The 19,834-nt window shown below is 65.0% G+C and carries 14 protein-coding genes; 3 read left to right on the top strand and 11 right to left on the bottom strand.

From position 1 onward, the window contains the following. Nucleotides 1–71: 71 nt before the first annotated feature. The 10 genes from C1A13_RS01860 to C1A13_RS01815 all read right to left on the bottom strand — a co-directional run bounded on the left by C1A13_RS01860 (nucleotide 72) and on the right by C1A13_RS01815 (nucleotide 10,341). Complete coding sequence (locus C1A13_RS01860) at nucleotides 72–791, bottom strand: division plane positioning ATPase MipZ (protein ID WP_101548625.1); 720 nt, start codon at nucleotides 789–791, stop codon at nucleotides 72–74. A gap of 18 nt (nucleotides 792–809) precedes the next feature. Beyond that, nucleotides 810–2,909: a penicillin-binding transpeptidase domain-containing protein gene (locus C1A13_RS01855; protein ID WP_101548623.1), complete on the bottom strand. Its 2,100-nt coding sequence runs from the start codon at nucleotides 2,907–2,909 to the stop codon at nucleotides 810–812. 24 nt (nucleotides 2,910–2,933) lie between these two features. Next, nucleotides 2,934–3,455: a hypothetical protein gene (locus C1A13_RS01850; RefSeq protein ID WP_101548621.1), complete on the bottom strand. Its 522-nt coding sequence runs from the start codon at nucleotides 3,453–3,455 to the stop codon at nucleotides 2,934–2,936. Then, entirely contained in the window at nucleotides 3,452–4,309 is an 858-nt protein-coding gene (mreC, locus tag C1A13_RS01845; RefSeq protein WP_101548619.1) for a rod shape-determining protein MreC, read from the bottom strand. The genes C1A13_RS01850 and mreC overlap by 4 nt, the downstream gene beginning before the upstream one ends. A 24-nt stretch (nucleotides 4,310–4,333) precedes the next feature. Further along, nucleotides 4,334–5,350 carry a rod shape-determining protein gene (locus C1A13_RS01840; RefSeq protein ID WP_101548617.1) on the bottom strand — a complete coding sequence of 339 codons (1,017 nt, stop codon included), beginning with the start codon at nucleotides 5,348–5,350 and terminating at the stop codon, nucleotides 4,334–4,336. Nucleotides 5,351–5,473: 123 nt separating this feature from the next. Continuing rightward, complete coding sequence (locus C1A13_RS01835; RefSeq protein ID WP_347295240.1) at nucleotides 5,474–6,127, bottom strand: Maf family protein; 654 nt, start codon at nucleotides 6,125–6,127, stop codon at nucleotides 5,474–5,476. Next, nucleotides 6,054–6,395, bottom strand: a complete 342-nt coding sequence (locus tag C1A13_RS01830; protein WP_101548615.1) for a DUF4321 domain-containing protein — start codon at nucleotides 6,393–6,395, stop codon at nucleotides 6,054–6,056. The genes C1A13_RS01835 and C1A13_RS01830 overlap by 74 nt, the downstream gene beginning before the upstream one ends. A 1,070-nt stretch (nucleotides 6,396–7,465) precedes the next feature. Then, nucleotides 7,466–7,897 (bottom strand): dUTP diphosphatase, encoded by a 432-nt coding sequence (gene dut, locus C1A13_RS01825; protein WP_101548613.1) that lies wholly within the window; start codon nucleotides 7,895–7,897, stop codon nucleotides 7,466–7,468. A 12-nt stretch (nucleotides 7,898–7,909) separates the two neighbouring features. Further along, entirely contained in the window at nucleotides 7,910–9,979 is a 2,070-nt protein-coding gene (locus C1A13_RS01820) for a peptidase U32 family protein (protein ID WP_101548611.1), read from the bottom strand. Continuing rightward, on the bottom strand, nucleotides 9,976–10,341 hold the full coding sequence (locus C1A13_RS01815; RefSeq protein WP_158595720.1) for a cell division protein ZapA: 366 nt from the start codon (nucleotides 10,339–10,341) through the stop codon (nucleotides 9,976–9,978). The genes C1A13_RS01820 and C1A13_RS01815 overlap by 4 nt, the downstream gene beginning before the upstream one ends. 306 nt (nucleotides 10,342–10,647) lie before the next feature. Here C1A13_RS01815 and C1A13_RS01810 point away from each other — a divergent pair, with 306 nt between their 5' ends. From C1A13_RS01810 to C1A13_RS01800, 3 genes are all read left to right on the top strand, one after another. Next, nucleotides 10,648–13,050 carry a glycogen/starch/alpha-glucan phosphorylase gene (locus tag C1A13_RS01810; RefSeq protein WP_101548607.1) on the top strand — a complete coding sequence of 801 codons (2,403 nt, stop codon included), beginning with the start codon at nucleotides 10,648–10,650 and terminating at the stop codon, nucleotides 13,048–13,050. Nucleotides 13,051–13,141: 91 nt separating this feature from the next. Beyond that, nucleotides 13,142–15,001, top strand: coding sequence for an alpha-amylase family glycosyl hydrolase (locus C1A13_RS01805; protein WP_101548605.1), 1,860 nt, complete (start codon nucleotides 13,142–13,144; stop codon nucleotides 14,999–15,001). A 62-nt stretch (nucleotides 15,002–15,063) separates the two neighbouring features. Continuing rightward, nucleotides 15,064–15,753, top strand: coding sequence for an ABC transporter ATP-binding protein (locus C1A13_RS01800; RefSeq protein ID WP_101548603.1), 690 nt, complete (start codon nucleotides 15,064–15,066; stop codon nucleotides 15,751–15,753). 56 nt (nucleotides 15,754–15,809) lie between these two features. Here C1A13_RS01800 and nifJ read toward each other — a convergent pair whose 3' ends face one another. After that, nucleotides 15,810–19,487 carry a pyruvate:ferredoxin (flavodoxin) oxidoreductase gene (gene nifJ / locus C1A13_RS01795; RefSeq protein ID WP_101548601.1) on the bottom strand — a complete coding sequence of 1,226 codons (3,678 nt, stop codon included), beginning with the start codon at nucleotides 19,485–19,487 and terminating at the stop codon, nucleotides 15,810–15,812. Nucleotides 19,488–19,834 lie beyond the last annotated feature (347 nt).

Below are 19,834 nucleotides of genomic sequence, written 5' to 3'. Positions count from 1 at the left end.
TTCTTTCTGTCTGTTTGGCCGGGCGAAATCCAATTTCTGACAGTCTAAACCATCAAGATACATTATACCACCTATTGGACCAGTAAATCAATATAGTTCCCTAAAATCCTTTGTGCAAAATTATCAAATATTATTTTGGATACATTCGACAAATTGATGTTTTGACCGATAGCCACCGGAGTGACAAGCCCCTCGTCGAACGGGAGCACCGCGATGAGCTGCGCGCAGACCTGGTCGATCAGCCAGTCGAGGTCGGGGATGGGGCGCAGCTTCACAAAGTCGCGCGTGAGCAGGTTGACGCACAGCCGGATATCCTCGACGCCCGCCGCGTCGAGCGAATCGGACACCATCCGCCCCGCGCGCGCGGACACCGCGTCCGCCGCCGAGACGATCACCGCCCGGTCGGCGCAGGCCGCGAAGGCCGTCAGCCGCACCCGGTCGCCGCCGTCCACCTCGATCAGGATGAAGTCGAAATGCTCCTCCAGCGCCGCCCGCAGCTCCCGGCAGGCCGCGCCGTCGATGATCGGCTGCAAATCGAGCGGCGCGCAGAGCAGCCGGACGCCGCAGGCGTCCACCATCGCCTCCCCGAGCTCGCACCGCCGCTCGAGCGCGTCGGCGAGGTCGAAGACCACCCGGTCCTGCGCGCCGAGCAGCACGTCGAGGGAACGGTGGGAGCCCTCGATCAGCAGCACCTTTTTCCCGCATGCGGCCAGCGCCGCCCCCAGGTAGGCGCACACAGTCGATTTGCCCGCGCCGCCGCGCCCCGAGGTCACCAGGACCACCTGTGCCATGCCGATTCCTCCCTTTTGTCAGGGGAGCAGCTCCCCGTAGTTGGCCGAGGACCCGCCGGTCCGCGAAAAGAAGTACGCGTCGAAGACGTCGCGCGCCACCGGCGCGATCTGGTAGCCCTCCCAGCCCTTTTCAACGACCACCGCGACCGCGATCTCGGGGTCCTCGGCGGGCGCGTAGGCGATGAACACCGAGTTGTAGAGCCCGTCGCCCCGTTCGGGGGTGCCCGTCTTGGAGGCGACGGTGATCGGGTAGTTCGCGAAGGTCGCCCAGGCCGTGCCCGTCCGGGAGGCCGCGACCATGCCCTCGCGCACCGTCTGGAACGCCTCGGGCGCGTCGACCTCGTCCACGACCTTGGGCTCGTGCTCATAGACCGTCTCGTCGAAGGTGTAGGACTTGACCGATTTGAGCACCGTCACCTCCATGCGCTTGCCGTTGTTGCCGAGGGTGGCGGTGTAGTTGGCAAGCTGGAGCGGCGAAAGCAGCGTCGACTGCTGGCCGATGCCCGCCTGGATCACGTCGCCCGGACGCCACTGGGGGTCGTCCGCGTAGGCGGGGGAGGCGGCCTTGACCTCCGGCGAGGCCACCTGCCCGATGTTCTCGGGCAGCTCGATGCCGGTCGGCACCCCCAGCCCGAGCCGCGCGGCGTACTCGTCGAGCGTGTCGATGCCCATGTAGTAGGCCGCCTCGTAGAAGAAGATGTTGCAGGAGCCGCGGATCGCGTTCACCACGTCGACGTTGCCGTGGGCGGATTCGCAGTGGGGGGTGTATTCCGGCGCAAACCGGTTGTAGACGTAGGTGCAGTTGTAGAGGGTGCGCGGGGTGATCGTCCCCGACGCAAGCGCGCCGAGCGCAACCGCCGGCTTGAAGGAGGAGCCGGGGGTGTAGGCCGCGTCGAGCGCGCGGTTGAAGAGGGGCTGGTTCTCCCCCGCCGCGATCTGGTCGTAATCCCGCTGGTAGGCGGACAGGTCGTAGGAGGGGTAGGTCGCCAGCGCGAGGGCCTCCCCCGTCTTGCACTGGATCACGGCGACCGCGCCCGCGCTCGCCTCCTTGCCCTTGCGCTCCTCCTTGGTGTCCTGAAGGCGCCGGATGTTGCTCGCGAGCGAGTCCTGCGCGACCTTCTGGAGCTGGGAGTCGAGGGTGAGCACGACGGTGTTGCCCGGCACCTGCTCCTTCTCCTCCACCACGTCGATCACGTCGCCCGACGAGTTCATCGTGATCCGCCGGGTCCCGTCGATCCCCTTGAGCTGCGACTCAAAGGCGAGCTCCGCGCCCGACTTGCCGATCACGTCGTCCATCTTGTAGGTGCGTTCGCCGATCTGGGCGGACACCGAGCCGTCGGGGTTCTGCACCTTGCCGGCCGCGTCCCACTGCTCCTTGTAGAGCGGGCCGGTCTGGCCGATGACGTGGGGGGCCACCGTGCCGCTCACATACTGGCGGATGGTGCTCTCCACCACGTCCACCCCCGGCAGCTCGAAGCTGCGCTCCTTGATCTTGGGGACCGTTTCAATCTTGATGTCGGTCGCGAAGGTGTAGGGCACCGACATTGAGAACCCGCGCCGGTCCATCTCGTAGCGCACCCCCGCGATCTTGCGGAACTCCTCGTCGGCGTAGGGGACGGGGTCGTCCTTGTCCCCGTGCTCGAAGAGGCCGTATTTCTCCTTGAGGCGGTAGACCACGTCGTCCGCCGTCGCGTACTGGGCCACGCCCAGCGCGTTTTTGAGCCGGGCGATCTCCGTCTCGTAGGCCTCCCCCGGCTTGAAGCGGAAAGGCGCCTCCGCCGTGAGCGGCAGGTTGTCGATCCAGTCCTCGTCCGCCGACTCCATGATGCGGATCAGCCGCAGGAGCACCTCGTTGGTGGTCCCCTTCTCCAGGAAGGCCATGTTGATCACCACGTCGCGGCCGATCGTGTTGACGGCGAGCGGCCGCCCGTTGCGGTCGAGGATCTCCCCGCGCGCCGCCTTGATCACCTGCTCGGTCGTGCGGACCCGCTCCATCTGGGCGGCGAGCGACTCCCCCTCGACCACCTGGAGCTGCATGAGGCGCAGCGAATAGAGCAGCAGCACCACAATCAGCACCACCGTCATGATGATCATCCGGTTTTTAGCGGTTGTTTTCATCCGATTCTCCCTTGGGACGCGGGGTCAGGCCTCCATACGCCCTTCAAACCAGGCGTGGACCGCGGTGTACAGGTAATAGACCAGCGGCGACACGGCCACGGTATAGATGACGCCGGGCAGGACGTCGTAGACGAACACCATCCACACGTGGTCGTAGCCCCACATGACGTAGTTGAGCAGAAAGTCCAGCAGCCCGCGCGCGAGCATCACGGCGGAAAGCAGCAGAACAAAGTTGATGACGCCGGGGCGCAGCAGGTAGATGACCAGCAGCCCCACGGCCGTGCAGGCGGCCAGCAGGATCATCGCGTTGAAGCCGGCGAGCGCGAAGCCGCCCAAATCGCAGAGGACCCCCGCGAGCACGCCGTAGAACGCCCCGGTGAACTCCCCCTCGTGCATGGCGACGCAAACGGCCGCAGGAATGACAAAGTTCGGCTTTACGCCGAACACCGTCAGAAAGCCGGGGGTGGTCTGCAGGATGTAGAGCAGCACCATCACCACGATATAAGTCGCAAATTTGGCCGTGCGGAACCACTTTTTATTGTTCATTCCGCGCCTCCCTGCCCCTCGAACGACTTGATGACCATCACGTCAGTCAGGCGGCGGACGTCGGCGAACGGCTCGATCTCCGCGAAGAGGGAGATGTCGCCCGGCGCGTTGTCGATGCGGGTGATCTTGCCGATCAGCAGCCCCTGCGGGTAGAGGCTGTCCCCGATGCCGGAGGTCACGACGATGTCCCCCGGCGCGGCCCCGCTCTCGCGGGGCAGGTAGTTGAGGCGGCACTTCCCGTCCGCCGCGAGGTCGACCGAGCCGGTGACGATGCCGATGTCGCGGGTGCGCACGTCGCGCGCGCCCACGTCGATCCACACGTCGAGGATGGTGACCACCTTGGAGTAGTTGACCCCCACCTCGCGCACCACGCCGACCAGCCCGTCGGCGGTGACCACCGGGTCGAGCGGCTCGATGCCGCTGAGGGAACCGCGGTCGATCGTAAAGGAGTAGAAGCGGTCGTCCGGGTCGCGCGCGACCACCGACGCCAGCTCGACCTCAAAGTCGGGGTGCTCCTCCCGGAACTCGACGTCGAGGTACTTGCGCAGCTCCTCGTTTTCGTGCTTATACTCCTCGTAGTTGACCGCCTGGCGGCGCAGCTCGTCGATCTCGGCGCGCAGCGCCTCGTTTTCGGCGGCGATCTCGTCGGCGCGGACATACCGCCGGAAATAGCCGCTCACCGCGCCGGAAATGCTGGAGGAGAGCTTCTGCAAGGGCGTGACGACAACCCCGGCCGCCTGCGAGATGGCCGGGGAGAATCCGCCCGTCCATGCCGCCTGCAGCATGAACGCCAGCAGCAGCACCAGCACGACGAGCAATATCTTGAACCGCTTGCTTTTGAAGAAGTCTCCCAATGCAGATTCCTTTCCCTGCCGCGCTTAGTAGGATTTCGCGTCGTCCGCGAGCAGGTCGCGCAGCCTGTCGATGTCGTCGAGCACGCGCCCGGTGCCCATCGCCACGCAGTCGAGCGGGCTCTCCGCGATATGGACCGGCATGCCCGTCTCCTTTTCGATCAGCTGGTCGAGCCCGCGCAGCAGCGCGCCGCCGCCCGTCAGGGTGATGCCGTGGTCGATGATGTCGGCCGACAGCTCGGGCGGGGTCTTCTCCAGCGTGGTGCGGATCGCGTCGAGCACCATCGACAGGGGGTCTGCCAGCGCCTCGCGGATCTCCTCCGAGGTGATCTGGATGTTCTTGGGCAGGCCGTCCATCAGGTCGCGGCCCTTGATGTCCATCGTGGCCTCCTCCTCGAGCGGGAAGGCCGAGCCGATGTTGATCTTGATGTCCTCGGCGGTGCGTTCGCCGATGAGGAGGTTGTATTTGCGCTTGATGTACTGGATGATCGAGTTGTCCAGCTCGTCGCCGCCGACGCGGACCGAACGGGACGCGACGATGCCGCCCAGCGAGATCACCGCGACCTCGCTGGTGCCGCCGCCGATGTCGACGACCATGCTGCCGGTCGCCTCGGCGACGGGCAGGCCCGCGCCGATGGCCGCAGCCATCGGCTCCTCGATGATCGAGACGTGCTTGGCGCCCGCCTTGAAGGCCGCCTCGCGCACCGCGCGGCGCTCGACCTCGGTGACGCCGGACGGGATGCAGATGATGATGCGGGGACGCGCGAGCACCGAGTTGTTGCACACCTTGCGGATGAAGATCTGGAGCATGGATGCGGTGATGTCGAAATCGGCGATGACCCCGTCCTTGAGCGGGCGCACCGCGACGATGCTGCCGGGGGTGCGTCCGATGACCTCTTTGGCATCCTGCCCGACATAGCGGACGGTGTCGTTGCGGGTGTCGACCGCCACAACCGACGGTTCGCGCATGATGATGCCCTTGCCCTTCATAAAGATGAGGGTGTTGGCGGTGCCCAGGTCAATGCCGATGTCCTTTGAAAACATATGGATACGTCCCCCTTGTATTGTTACGGAAAACCCGCACGATGAATCGAAATGTGTCGCAAAAGCGCGTTTTAACAGGTTCTATTATACCTTGCGGGGCCGGGTTGCACAACAGCTAGTTTGTTAATAATTCGGTAATTTTGCGCCGAATGATTTGTAAAACCTGCCAATCCTTGTATAGATCCCATGAAGCGGCAGGCCCATCACGGTGAAGTAATCCCCCGAGATCCGTTCGATGAACCGCGCGCCGTAGCCCTGAATGCCGTAGGAGCCCGCCTTGTCGAAGGGTTCCCCCGTCGAAAGGTACCACGCGATCTCCCCGTCGGTCAGCGGCGCGAAGGTCACGCCGGTGCACTCGTGGAAGCACTCCTCCCGCCCGCCGCCGAGCAGCGCGACCCCCGTATAGACCTGGTGCGTCCGCCCCGACAGCCGCCGGAGCATCCCCGCTGCGTCCGCCGCGTCCCGCGGCTTGCCGAGGATGAGCCCGTCGATCGCCACGACGGTGTCCGCGCCGATCACAAGCGCGCCGGGCGCCTCCGGCGCCACCGCGCGCGCCTTGCGCAGCGCAAGCGTCCGGACCGCCTCGTCGGGCGCGATGCCCTTAGGGAGCGTCTCGTCCGCCTCGGACACCCGCACCGTAAAGCGCGGGAAGAGGAACCCCAGCAGCTCCTGACGCCGTGGGGACTGGGAGGCGAGGACGATTTCAGCGCCCGGATTCTCCGGGAAGCCCTTCCCCGCCGTGTTTTCCATGCCGATCATGTCTTTGCCGTCCGTCATCAAGATGCATCCTTTTCACCGTGTATTTGTAGCCGAAGAGCGCGCCGATAAAGCAGAGGATGTGCGCGACCGTCACACCGATCTCAAACCCGAAGGCGATCTTGATCACCGACAGGTCGAGCACCATCGGGTTTTCGACCGGCAGCCCGATGCTCCTGCCGAACGCCAGCCAGGACAAAAAGGGAATCTGCTCGGTTGCCGCCGCGATCAGCGCGCCGACCACCAGCGCCGCCACCAGCCAGAACGCGCCGAGAGCCGTCTTTTTCATGCTGTCACTTCCTTGATTCGCCGCTCGGAGAGCGGCGCAGCTTTCGCGGGAGCTGCCGCCCGCTGGCGGCTGGGGCTCTCCCTGGGTTTTCCGACCGAGGGTCGGAGGGTTTTTTCGCGCCCCTTCGGGGCGCTTCAGATGTGCCGTCTGCGGCGGCGGTTTTCGATTTGCCGCGCTGCGCCCGGCGGGGCTTTCACGGGAATTGCCGCTTTCCAAGCGGCAAGAATCACGAGCGCGTTCCGCCGCGCGCCACGGATTCCTTTTCGGCGGACGAAAAGGAACCAAAAGTCCGCCTAAGGGGGCTCCACCGCCCCCTTAGGTATCCCCTGGAGTACCTTGCCATAACCCGCAGATTACCGTCACACCCCACGGGTACACTAGCTGTAGGCACAACTCAGGTTGCGGGTGCTCCCAACGACTGAGGCCGGATAGCTCGCCAAAATCCACACGGCGGAAAACAACGCCCGTTCCGGGCGTTCGTGCGCTCTGCGCGCGTGCGCGGCGAAGCTGCGCGGTTTTCCGCCTCCCCGTGGGCGCTGCGCGCCATGCAAAAGCGGACGTGCCTCCACGAATGCACTTTCGGTACTGCTCCGGAGACTCTCGGGCAGAGGCATTGCGCCCGCGGCGCGGCGCCAGGCGGGATGCTGAACACCCGCCAATTGATCCGTGACAGGGCGCCGCCGACTTTGGCTGAAGGCCAACCGGAGGCGGCGCTGGGGTCGCAGGGATTTGGCCGCAGGCCATCCTTATAGAGAATCCGGCCCGCAGGGCCGGGTCCGCGCAGCGGACTCAAGCCGGGGCCGCGGGGCGGAGCGCCCGCGACTGCGGTCCGCAGACCGCGTTTCGGAGGCCAACCGCCGAAGGCGGCTCTTAGGCCGGAGATCGGCCGTCGCGCGTAGCGCGCTCCGGGCGCAGCCCGGGCAGGCCGCCTAAGCCCCTCGTGCCCTTCGTTGGTTCCTTTCTTGGGCAAGCAAGAAAGGAACTCGCTGTCGGTCGACTACCGACAAACTCCGCCGCTCGCCGAGCGGCAAGTCCTAAGAAGAAGCCCCGCCGGGAAGCGGCAAAAAAGTCTACCTGCCGGTGGACCCGAACCCGCCTTCGCCGCGCGAGGTCTCGCCGAGCTCGTCGCACTCCTCGATCTCGGGGATATGCACCGGCAGCAGCACGAGCTGGGCGATGCGGTCGCCCGGTTCGACGACGAAAGGCTCGTCGGTGTGGTTATAAAGCCCCACGATCACCTCGCCCCGGTAGTCGCTGTCGATCACGCCGACGCAGTTGGCGGGCACGATGCCGTGTTTGATGCCCAGCCCGCTGCGCGCGAAGACAAAGCCCGCGTAGCCCGGCTCGATCGCCATGGCCAGGCCGGTCGGGATCTTGACCGTCCGGCGGGCGGGGATCGTCACCGGGGAGTCGAGGTCGGCGCAGAGGTCGTACCCCGCGCTGCCCGGCGTGGCGTTCGCGGGGATCCGCGCCGACGGGCGCAGGCGTTTGAGTTTCAGCATATGGCAGTCCTCCTATAGTACCGTCTTGTAGAGCAGCCCCCGCGTGAATTTCCCATGGAATTCCCCGCCGGAGCGGTAGGTTTCAAACAGTTTCCCGCACTCCTCCGGGCTCTCGGTGGAAAACCGCAGCTCGACAAAATCGAGGCCGCGCAGCTCCGGAAGCCGGTCCCCCATGAAGAGCGGGACGGGATTGAGGATTTCACTGCACCCGTAGGCGCAGCTCGTATAGAGAATCTCCCCCCGGCGGTCGGTCAGGAAGTTCTCCCCCTTCTTACAACGCGCACAGCCCACGAACGACTTCACCGGGCAGTTGCGCACCGTCATGAGGGGCAGACGCCCGTAGGCGGTCAGCCCGAGCGGAACGGGGGATTGAATCCTTTTCGCCATGTCGAGCGTCGCCTCGAAGGAGAGCAGCAGGTCGCAAAGCCCCCAGCCGGCGAGCGTTTCGGCCGCGTAGGAGTTCATCGCGTTGAAAAACGGTTCCCCGTGCAGCATAAAGCCCGCCGCCCCGGCGATTTTTACCGCGCCGGGGTTTCCCACGGCCGCGTGGCGGATTCCCCTCTCCCGCAGCAGCGAGAGCTGCTTTTCCAGCGCCTCCCCTCCCGAAAAGAGGATGCGCGGCAGCCCGGCGCACAGCTTGTCCGCATACGCGGGCGCGCCGTTTTCACAGAGCTTCACAAGCTCGGGCACCGGCAGCGTGACGAGCTCCGCCCCCTCGAGCAGTTCGGGCGAAAGCTGCCGCGCGCTGTAGGCGCGCACCCGCAGCGCCGGGAGCGGCGCGGGTGCGTGTCCGCGCGGCGCGCCCGCCCTTGCGCGGTCGAAGGGGATGGCGCGGGTTTTTCCGCGCAGCCCGTCGAGCTTTCCGAGCGCCTCGCGGCGCAGGGCGTTGACCGCCGAGGCGGGCAGCATCAGCCCTTCCCCGATCTCGCAGGAGACGCTTCGGACATGGTAAGGGGTCCCGCCCGTCTTGGAGAGGCTCGCCGCCGCGCGCTCCGGATCGGTGGGGCGGTTGACCGCCGCCTGGGGGATCTCCCCCGCGGCTTCGGAAATGTTGCCGTCCCCGTCGGTCACGACGAGACGCGCGGGCTCCCCCGCCTTCATCGTGAAGCGGAAATCCGCCTCCACCTTCTGCACCTGCTTGCGCGGGTCGGTGTAGAGGGTCTCCAGCCCGCCGAGCACCCCCGCCGCCGCGGTGACGTCCTCCTTCTGGCGGATGCCGAACATCTCCGCGCCGAGGCGCCCCTCGAAATAACCATCTGTAAATCCACTGCGCGAAAATACGGATTGTAGCGTTTCCAAGTCGACCGGTTCCCCCGCCAGCGCCTTGCGGCAGGCGGTGACTGCGGCCGCGACATATTCGGGGCGCTTCATCCGCCCCTCGATCTTGAGGGCGGACACGCCGAGCTCCCGAAGCTCCCCCGCCCGCCCGATGATGCTCATATCCTTTAAGGAGAGGGCGTGTTCGCTGTTCCCCGCCTTGCAGGGCAGACGGCAGGGCTGGGCGCAGAGGCCGCGGTTGCCGCTGCGCTGGCCGAGCACCGCGCTCATATAGCACTGGCCGGACACCGACATGCACAGCGCGCCGTGCACAAAGGTCTCCACCTCGAGGGAGGTCGAGCGGATGATCTCCCTGATCTCCTCTTTCGAGCACTCGCGGGCCAGCACGACGCGGGAAAAGCCCATCTCCTCGAGCATTTTGGCCCCCTCGGCGTTGTGCACCACCATCTGGGTGGAGCCGTGCAGCCGAAGCGACGGGGCGCACCTGCGCAGCAGCGCCGCCGCGCCCGCGTCCTGCACGATGACCGCGTCGACCCCCGCCGCGCAGGCGGCTTCGGCGTCGGCCAAAAATTGTGGGATTTCATCCTCGCGTACGACGATATTGAGCGTCAGGTAGACCCTGACGCCCCGGATGTGGCAGCGGCGGACGGTGTCCGCCAGATGCTCCAGGGTAAAATTTTCGGCGCCGCGGCGGGCGTTGAACGCCCCGGCGCCGAGATAGACCGCGTCCGCCCCGCAGAGGACGGCCGCTTCAAGCGCCGCCGGGTTCCCGGCGGGCGCGAGCACCTCCGGCAGGCGGCTCATTTCACGTCCAGCTTGGTCTGGCCCTTCATCTCCTGCCCGTCGAGCTGGCGGCGCAGGTGGGCGTTCTCCCGCTTGACCTCGTCGAGCTCGATGCGCGCCTTGGCGGCGTCCTCGAGGTACTCCGAAATCTGGGTGCGCATGCGGTCGGCGTTCTCCTCGCTGCGCTTGTAGGCGTCGATATAGTTGATGGCGCAGAGCACCATCACGTCGTTGAAGGAGATGCTCGGGTTCTTCTCCAGAATCCCCTTGATCTGCTCGTCCAGCTCCTGCGCGAGTCCGAGCACGTATTCTTCCGGTTCCGACGTGGAGATCGTATAGTGCACGCCGTTGATCGTAATCCTGACGCGGTTGATGGTATTCATGGTCCGATAACCTCCCATACTTGCTGTTATCTTTCATATTATATCGCATTTCCCGCCGCGAATAAAGAGCCCGTACAAATTTTCCGAGTTTCTTTGGTTTTTCCACCCCTTTCTGGAGGTTTTTGCCGAATCCCGCGTTTTTACGCCCCATCGCTTGCATGGCGCGGCGTTTTAGGGTATAATGAAGTGTAATTATCCAGTTTTATACAAGGGTAAAGCGCCAGCGCGTCAAAGCGCTGCCGCGCCGCCTGATTGCCGCATAAAAGGCCGGCCCGCACCTGCCGCACCGAGTATTAGGAGGGTATCATGAACATCAGCAAGCACTACACCAAGGAGGTCCTCAAGGACCTCCTCCTGGACACCTTCAAGAGCGACATGCTCATCGAGCCGGAGCACGCCTCCGACGAGGTCTATTACGAGGCGCTCTGCCGCGTCACCCGCGAGATCCTCAGCGAAAAGTACAAGATCTTCAACGCTCACAACAACGCCCGCGCGGAGAAGAAGGTCTATTATCTCTGCATGGAGTTTTTGATGGGCCGCTCCCTCAAGAACAGCCTCTACAACCTCGGCATCCAGGACGCGATGACCGCCGCCCTCGAGGAGCTGGAGGTCGACATCGAAAAGATGTACGCGCTCGAGCCGGACGCGGGCCTCGGCAACGGCGGCCTGGGCCGCCTCGCCGCCTGCTACCTCGACGCGATGGCCACCGAGAACCTGCCCGCCATGGGCTACTCGATCCTCTACGAGTACGGCATCTTCAAGCAGCGGATCATCGACGGCTGGCAGACCGAGACGCCCGATTACTGGCTGCCGGGCGGCAGCGTCTGGCTCAAGAAGAAGCCCGACCGCACCGTGCCGATCAAGTTCGGCGGGCGCATCGAGGAGGGCTGGGAAGGCGGCCACCACTGGGTCAACCACGTCGACTACCAGACCGTCTACGCCGTCCCCCACGACATGTACGTCACCGGCTTCCAGAGTGAGGGCATCGCGGTGCTGCGCCTGTGGAAGGCGCAGAGCCCCGGCTTCGACATGGAGGCCTTCAACCGCGGCGACTACGTCAACTCGATGGGCGCCGCTTCCGCCTCCGAGGCGATCTCCAAGGTGCTCTACCCCAACGACAACCACGCCGAGGGCAAGATGCTGCGCCTCAAGCAGCAGTATTTCCTCACCGCCGCCTCGATCTCCGACATCGTGCGCCGGCACCTCTCCCTCTACGGCACGCTCGACAACTTCGGCGAAAAGAACGCCATCCAGATCAACGACACCCACCCCGCCCTCGCCATCCCCGAGCTGATGCGGGTGCTGCTCGACGACTGCGGCTACGAGTGGGAGCGCGCCTGGGACATCGTTGTGCGCACCTTCGCCTACACCAACCACACCGTCATGGCCGAGGCGCTCGAAAAGTGGAACGAGGACATCTTCCGCAACCTGCTGCCCCGCATCTACCAGATCGTCCAGGAGATCGACCGCCGCTTCTGCGCCGAGCTGCGCGACGTCTACCACTACGACCCCTACGACATCGACCGCATGCGGGTGGTCTACGACTTCCAGGTGCGCATGGCCAACCTCGCCGTCATCGCCTCCCACAGCGTCAACGGCGTCTCCAAGCTGCACTCCCAGATCCTCCGGGACAGCGTCTTCCGCGACTATTACCACCTCACCCCCTACAAGTTCAAGAACGTCACCAACGGCATCGCCTCCCGGCGCTGGCTCTACCAGTCCAACCCCGGGCTCACAAAGCTCCTCTGCGACACGATCGGCGACAGCTGGCTTACCGACATGTCCCACCTGAAACGCTTCGACAAGTTTTCCACCGACAAGGCGGTGCTCGAACGGCTCGCCGCCGTCAAGCGGGAGAACAAGGAGCGGCTCTCCAAATACGTGCTCGAGACCTCCGGCGTCGCGCTCGACCCCGACTCGGTCTTCGACGTGCAGGTCAAGCGCCTGCACGAGTATAAGCGGCAGCACCTGAACGCGCTGCACATCCTGAACGAGTACTTCTGGCTCAAGGACCACCCGAACGCCCCCTTCCTGCCCAAGACCTACATCTTCGGCGCCAAGGCGGCCCCCGGCTACTTCCTCGCCAAGCAGATCATCAAGTTCATCTGCACCCTGCGCGACGTGATCGAGGCGGACCCCGCGGTGCGCGGCAAGCTGCGCATCGTCTTCCTCGAAAACTACAGCGTCACCATCTCCGAGCTGCTCATGCCCGCCTCGGAGATCTCCGAGCAGATCTCCCTCGCCGGCACCGAGGCGAGCGGCACCGGCAACATGAAGCTCATGCTCAACGGCGCGATTACCCTCGGCACCCTCGACGGCGCGAACGTCGAGATCGGCGAACGGGTCGGCAAGGACAACATCCTCATCTTCGGCATGACCGCCGAGCGCGCCGCCGACCTCAAGGCCGCCGGCTACAACCCCGCCGAGTACTACAACCGCGACCAGCGCCTGCGCCGCGCGATCGACCTGCTCGCCTCCGGGCTGGCGGGCCAGCAGTTCCCCACCATCGCCAACTCCCTGCGCTACGACGACCCCTACATGGTGCTCGCCGACTTCGACGCCTACTGCGGCATCCAGCAGGAGGCCTCCCGCCTCTACCAGGATACCGCCAGGTGGCAGGAGATGTCGCTCCACAACATCGCGGCGTCCGGCTATTTCTGCGCCGACCGCGCGATCGAGGAGTACGCGCACGACATCTGGTCGCTCTGAGCGCCTTCCGCGCCCCCGCTTTCCATGTCATCCGGTCAGGCTGTCAAAAATTTTTTGGCAGCCTGATTCAATCTGTATCGGAGTTGATCTCGTGAGTACCTTTCTCTTCGACAGCCGCGACGACCGCTGCAAAACCCCCTTCGGGGCGGTCCCCACGGACGACGTCGTCACCTTCCGCGTCTTCCTGCCGATCTCCTACCAGCTGCGCGAGCCCGCGCTGCTCGTCTACAAGGCGGACCGCTGGGATTCCCCCGAGCGCATCCCCATGCACTACGAGGCGAGCGACGGGGTGAGCTGCTCCTACACCTGCATCTTCTATTCCCCCGACCCGCAGCTCTATTTCTACCTCTTCGAGGTCGCCGGGGTCAACGGAAAGATGCGCATCGCCCGCGACCAGGACGGCTTCGGCGTGCTGCTGCCGCAGGGCGGGGAGATGTGGCAGCTCACCGTCTACGACAAGGCGATGCGCGCGCCCGAATTCATGAAGAACGGCATCCTCTACCAGATCTTCCCCGACCGCTTCTGCGCGTCGGGCGGGGCCAAGAGCGGCGTGCCCTCCGACCGGCGGCTCCACCGCGACTGGTACGAGTTGCCCGAATACCTGCCCGACCGTAACGGCGAGGTGACCAACTCCGACTACTTCGGCGGCGACCTGCGGGGCATCACCCAGAAGCTGACCTACCTCAAAAGCATGGGGGTGGGCACGATCTACCTGAACCCCATCTTCGAGGCGCACTCCAACCACCGCTACAACACCGCGGATTTCCTCCGGATCGACCCGCTGCTCGGCACCGAGGAGGACCTCCGGGAGCTGTGCGCCCGCGCGAAGGCGCTCGGCATCCGCGTCATCCTCGACGGCGTCTTCAACCACACTGGCGCGGACAGCGTCTACTTCAACAAAAAGCGCCGCTACGGGAACGGCGGGGCCTACAACGACCCCCAGAGCCCCTACCGGAGCTGGTATGAGTTCACCAACTACCCCAACGGCTACCAGAGCTGGTGGGGGTTCCAGGAGCTGCCCAACCTGAACGAGCGCGACCCCTCCTACGGCGAGTTCATCTGCGGCGAAAACGGGGTGCTGCGCAAATGGCTTGCGGACGGCATCTCGGGCTGGCGGCTCGACGTGGCGGACGAACTGCCCGACGAGTTCCTCGACCGGGTCGCCGCCTGCGTCAAGGGCGCCGACCCCGACGCCGCCGTCATCGGCGAGGTGTGGGAGGACGCCTCCACCAAGGTCGCCTACGGCATCCGCCGGCGCTATTTCCTCGGCGGGCAGCTCGACTCGGTCATGAACTACCCCTTCCGCGACGCGATCATCGCCTACGTCCGCCACGGCGACTGCAACCGCCTCTACTCCACCCTGCTCTCCATCCTCGAGCACTACCCCAAGCCGGTGCTCGACGTGCTGATGAACTCCCTGTCCACCCACGACATCGAGCGGGCGATCACCGCGCTGGCGGGCGAGCCGATCTCGGGCGGGCGCGACTGGCAGGCGCACAACAACACGCTGAGCCCGGAAAAATACGCGCTCGGCAAAAAGCTCTTCATGCTCGCGTCGGTCATCCAGTACATGCTGCCCGGCGTGCCCTGCCTCTATTACGGCGACGAGGCCGGCCTCTACGGCTACAAGGACCCCTTCAACCGCACCTGCTACCCGTGGGGCCGCGAGGACCCCGAGCTCATCCAGTTCTTCCGCACCCTCGGCGCGATCCGGTCGGGATGCCCGGCGCTCTCCTCCGGCAGCTTCAGCGCCGTCTCCTTCACCCCCGAGGTCGTCTCCTTCCTGCGCGACTGCGGCGGCGAAAGCTACTACGTCGCCGTCAACCGCACCCCCTCGGAGCAGCCGGCCGTCCTCCCGATGGAGTTCAAGGACGCGGCGGTCCTCTACGGCAGCCTCGGCGCCGACGGCCTGCTGCCCCCCTACGGCGCGGCGATCCTCGTCCTGCGTTAAAAAACCGCATAAAAAAGCCTCCCCCGCAGACACTAAGAAAAAACGTCTGCGGGGGATTTGTTATGCCGCTTGTGGAACTGCGGGACCTGTGCAAAATTTATAACGCCGGCGACAACGAGGTGCGCGCGCTCGGCGGCGTCTCCCTCTCGATCGAGGCGGGGGAGTTCGTGGCGATCGTCGGGCAGTCGGGGTCGGGCAAATCGACCCTCATGAACATGCTCGGCTGCCTCGACCTGCCCGACGGAGGGATCTATTTCCTCGACGGGGAGGACGTCGCCCACATCCCCGAGGCCTCCCTCGCCGGCATCCGCAACCGGCGGATCGGCTTCATCTTCCAGGGCTTCAACCTCATCCCCAGCCTGACCGCGCTGGAAAACGTCGAGCTGCCGCTCATCTACCGCGGCATCCCCCGCCGCGAGCGCGGCGAGCTGGCCGTTTCCGCACTTGAGCGGGTGGGGGTGGGCAACCGGATGCACCACTACCCCGCCCAGCTTTCGGGCGGGCAGCAGCAGCGGGTCGCGATCGCCCGCGCGATCGCCGCGAAGCCCCCCATCATCCTCGCGGACGAGCCGACCGGCAACCTCGACTCCGCCTCGGGCGCGCAGGTCATGGACATCCTCCACGAGCTGCACGCCGAGGGACGCACCGTCATCCTCATCACCCACGACGACCGCATCGCCTCCGCGGCCGGGAGGCTCATCCGCATCATCGACGGGCGCATCGTCGAGGATTCGGGAGCCCCGCCCTCCTGAGCCGCACGGCAAAAAAAAGCCCCGCGCCATACGGCGCGGGGCTTTTGCACGTCGGATTATTCCGCGTAGAGCTGCTGAAGCTTAAGCAGGTGCTGGTAGCGCGCGGCGGCGGACTTCTCCGCCTCGTCGAAGAGGGTCTCCGCACGGTCGGGGAAGGAGCGGGTCAGCGAGGAGTACCGGGCCTCGTTCATGATGAAGTCCCTGTAGCTCGCGGTCGGCGCCTTGCTGTCGAGCGTGAACGGGTTTTTGCCCTCCGCCTTGAGCGCGGGGTTGAAGCGGAACATGTTCCAGTAGCCCGCGTCGACGGCCTTCTTCATCTCGGTCTGGCAGTTGGTCATGCCGCCCTTGATGCTGTGCATCTCGCAGGGGGCGTAGCCGATGATGAGGGAGGGGCCGTGATAGGCCTCGGCCTCGGCGATCGCTTTGATCGTCTGGTTCATATCGGCGCCCATCGAGATCTGCGCGACGTAGACGTAGCCGTAGGACATGGCCATCTCGGCGAGGCTCTTCTTGGCGATCGCCTTGCCGGCCGCGGCGAACTGCGCCACCTGGCCGATGTTGGAGGACTTGGACGCCTGGCCGCCGGTGTTGGAATAGACCTCGGTGTCGAAGACCATGACGTTGACGTCCTCGCCCGAAGCGAGCACGTGGTCGAGCCCGCCGTAGCCGATGTCGTACGCCCAGCCGTCGCCGCCGAAGATCCAGACGGACTTCTTGGCGAGGTATTCCTTCTCGGCCAGGATCTCAGCCGTCAGCGTGCAGGCCTCGCAGTCGCAGTGGGCCGCGCCCGACGCCTTGAGGGCCTTCATGTGCTCATGCATCTCGGCGTGCTTGTCGCCAAAGATCTCCTTGCTCGCGGGGGTCTCGATGAAGGCGAGGCAGTCGTCCACGCTCATCAGGCCGCCCTGCAGGGCTTCCACATACTTCTCGGTGGCGGCGGCGTTGGCCTTGCCGTCGTCCATCGTGTCGAGCCACGCCTGCGCGGCTTCCTTCAGCGGGGCCCAGGTGTGGGGCACCTCGATGAGCGCGCGGGTCTTCGCGGCCAGGCGGTCGCGGATGGTCTTCTGTCCGATGTACATGCCGAAGCCGTGCTCGGCGTTGTCCTCAAACAGGGAGTTCGCCCAGGTCGGGCCGCGGCCGGTGTCCTTGTTGACGGTGTACGGGCTGGTGGCGGCCGGTCCGCCCCAGATGGAGGAGCATCCGGTCGCGTTGGAGATGTACATCCGCTCGCCGAACAGCTGGGTGATCAGGCGGGCGTAGGAGGTCTCGGCGCAGCCCGCGCAGGAGCCGGAGAATTCAAGCAGCGGCTGGTTGAACTGGCTGCCCTTGACGGTCTCGTCGGCGGGCATGCCGGGCTTCTTGGAGATGTTCGCGACCATGAAGTCGAAGACTTCCTGCTGGGCGGACTGGCTCTCCTGCGGCTTCATGACAAGCGCTTTCTCCTTGGCCGGGCAGACGCTGACGCAGACGCCGCAGCCCATGCAGTCGAGCGGGGAGACGGCGATCGTGAACTTGTAGTCGGGCGCGCCAGTCATCTTGGCGGTGTACTTGGTCTGCGCGGGGGCCTTCGCGGCCTCGTCGGCGCTCAGCGCGAACGGGCGGATGGTCGCGTGCGGGCAGACATAGGAGCAGCGGTTGCACTGGATGCAGTTTTCCGGCAGCCACTCGGGCACCGACACCGCGACGCCGCGTTTCTCGTAGGCGGAAGCGCCCTGCTCGAAGGTGCCGTCCGCGTGGGGGACGAAGGTGGAGACCGGCAGGCTGTCGCCGTTCATCTTGGAGACGGGCTCCATGATGTCGTGGACCATCGTGACGAGCTCTTTCTTGCCCTCGGGCAGAGCCGACTCGGCCTCGTCCTTGGCGTTCGCCCAGTCGGCCGGGACGTCGATCTTGACGAACGCCGAAACGCCCGCGTCGATCGCCGCGTAGTTCATGTTGACGACGTCCTCGCCCTTCTTGGAGTAGGACTTGTAAGCCGCCTTCTTCATGTAGTCGACGGCCTCGTCGATCGGCAGCACCTTCGCGAGCGCGAAGAACGCGGCCTGCAGGATGGTGTTGGTGCGCTTGCCCATGCCGATCTTGATCGCGAGGTCGATCGCGTTGACGGTGTAGAGCTGGATGTTGTTCTTGGCGATGTAGCGCTTGGCCTCGGCGGGCATGTGGGTGTTGAGCTCCTCGGGGGTCCACTGGCAGTTGATGAGGAAGACGCCGCCCGGCTTCACGTCGCGGACCATCTTGTAGCCCTTGACGACGTAGGAGGGGTTGTGGCAGGCCACGAAGTCGGCCTTGTTGATGTAGTAGGGCGCGCGGATCGGCTCGTCGCCGAAGCGCAGGTGGGAGATCGTGATGCCGCCCGTCTTCTTGGAGTCGTACTGGAAGTACGCCTGCACATACTTGTCGGTGTGGTCGCCGATGATCTTGATCGAGTTCTTGTTCGCGCCGACGGTGCCGTCGCCGCCGAGGCCCCAGAACTTGCACTCGATGGTGCCCTTGGCCGCGGTGTTCGCGAAGTTGTTCTCCTCGAGCGAGGTGTATGTAACGTCGTCGGTGATGCCGATGGTGAAGTGCTTCTTGGGGGAATCCTTCTTCAGCTCGTCAAAGACGGCGAAGACGCTGGAGGGCGGGGTGTCCTTGGAGCCGAGGCCGTAGCGGCCGCCGATGACCGTCTTGCCCGACACGCCGCACTCGGAGAGGGCGGTGATGACGTCGAGGTAGAGCGGCTCGCCCAGGGAGCCGGGCTCCTTGGTGCGGTCGAGGACGGCGATGCTCTTGGCGGTGGCCGGGATCGCCTCGATCAGCTTGGCGGGGACGAAGGGGCGGTAGAGGCGGACCTTGATGAGGCCGACCTTCTCGCCGGCGGCGGTCAGGTAGTCGATGACCTCCTCGGCCACGTCGCAGATCGAGCCCATCGCGATGATGACCCGCTCGGCGTCGGGGGCGCCGTAGTAGTTGAAGAGCTTGTAGTCGGTGCCGAGCTTGGCGTTGACCTTGCCCATGTACTCCTCGACCACGGCCGGCAGCTCGTCATAGAACTTGTTGCAGGCCTCGCGGTGCTGGAAGAAGATGTCGCCGTTCTCGTGGGAGCCGCGCATGACCGGGCGCTCGGGGTTGAGCGCGCGTTTGCGGAAGGCCTCGACCGCGTCCATGTCGACCATCCCGGCCAGGTCGTCGTAGTCCCAGACCTCGATCTTCTGGATCTCGTGGGAGGTGCGGAAGCCGTCGAAGAAGTTGATGAAGGGGACGCGGCCCTTGATGGCGGCCAGGTGCGCCACGGCGCCCAGGTCCATGACCTCCTGCGGGTTGCTCTCGGCGAGCATCGCGAAGCCGGTCTGGCGGCAGGCGTAGACGTCGGAGTGGTCGCCGAAGATGTTCAGCGCGTGGGTGGCGACGGTACGGGCCGAAACATGGAAGACGCCCGGCAGCAGTTCGCCGGCGAGCTTATACATGTTGGGGATCATGAGCAGCAGGCCCTGGGAGGCGGTATAGGTGGTGGTCAGGGCGCCGGCGGCCAGCGAGCCGTGCACGGTGCCCGCCGCGCCCGCCTCGGACTGCATCTCCATGACCTTGACGGTGGTGCCGAAGATATTCTTACGGCCTGCGGCGGCCCACTGGTCGACGTAGTCGGCCATCGGGCTGGACGGCGTGATCGGGTAGATCCCCGCTACCTCGGTAAACGCATAGCTGACATGCGCTGCCGCGGTATTGCCGTCCATGGTGAGTTTGTTTCTTGCCATGTTGCATCTTCCTCCTAATGATAAATTAGCGATCGCTAATAAATTGGATATTCCGAACGGGCCCGAAAGGGCGCAAAAGCCCCTTGTCCCTATCCTTATTGAGTTTATCATTTTTGCCGCGCCTTGTAAATAACAGAACCCAGAAAATTGTGACTGTTTTGTCAATTTTACGGCAAAATCCATCCCGTTTGGGGCGCCCGTATGTGGAAATTCCGGTGCCGCCCCCCGCTTTTCCCCAAAGGCGGGCTTCAAAGCCGCATTTTCCGGGGATTTTTTCCTTCCCGCGGGCGGGCTTCAAATTGACATTGTCCGGAAAAATGTTTATATTTATGGTAGCAGCGCCGGAG

It is taken from the genome of Anaerotruncus massiliensis (ex Togo et al. 2026) (genome assembly GCF_900199635.1).
GTDB lineage: Bacteria > Bacillota > Clostridia > Oscillospirales > Ruminococcaceae > Anaerotruncus > Anaerotruncus massiliensis.
This window is presented reverse-complemented; position numbering and strand designations above follow the sequence as displayed.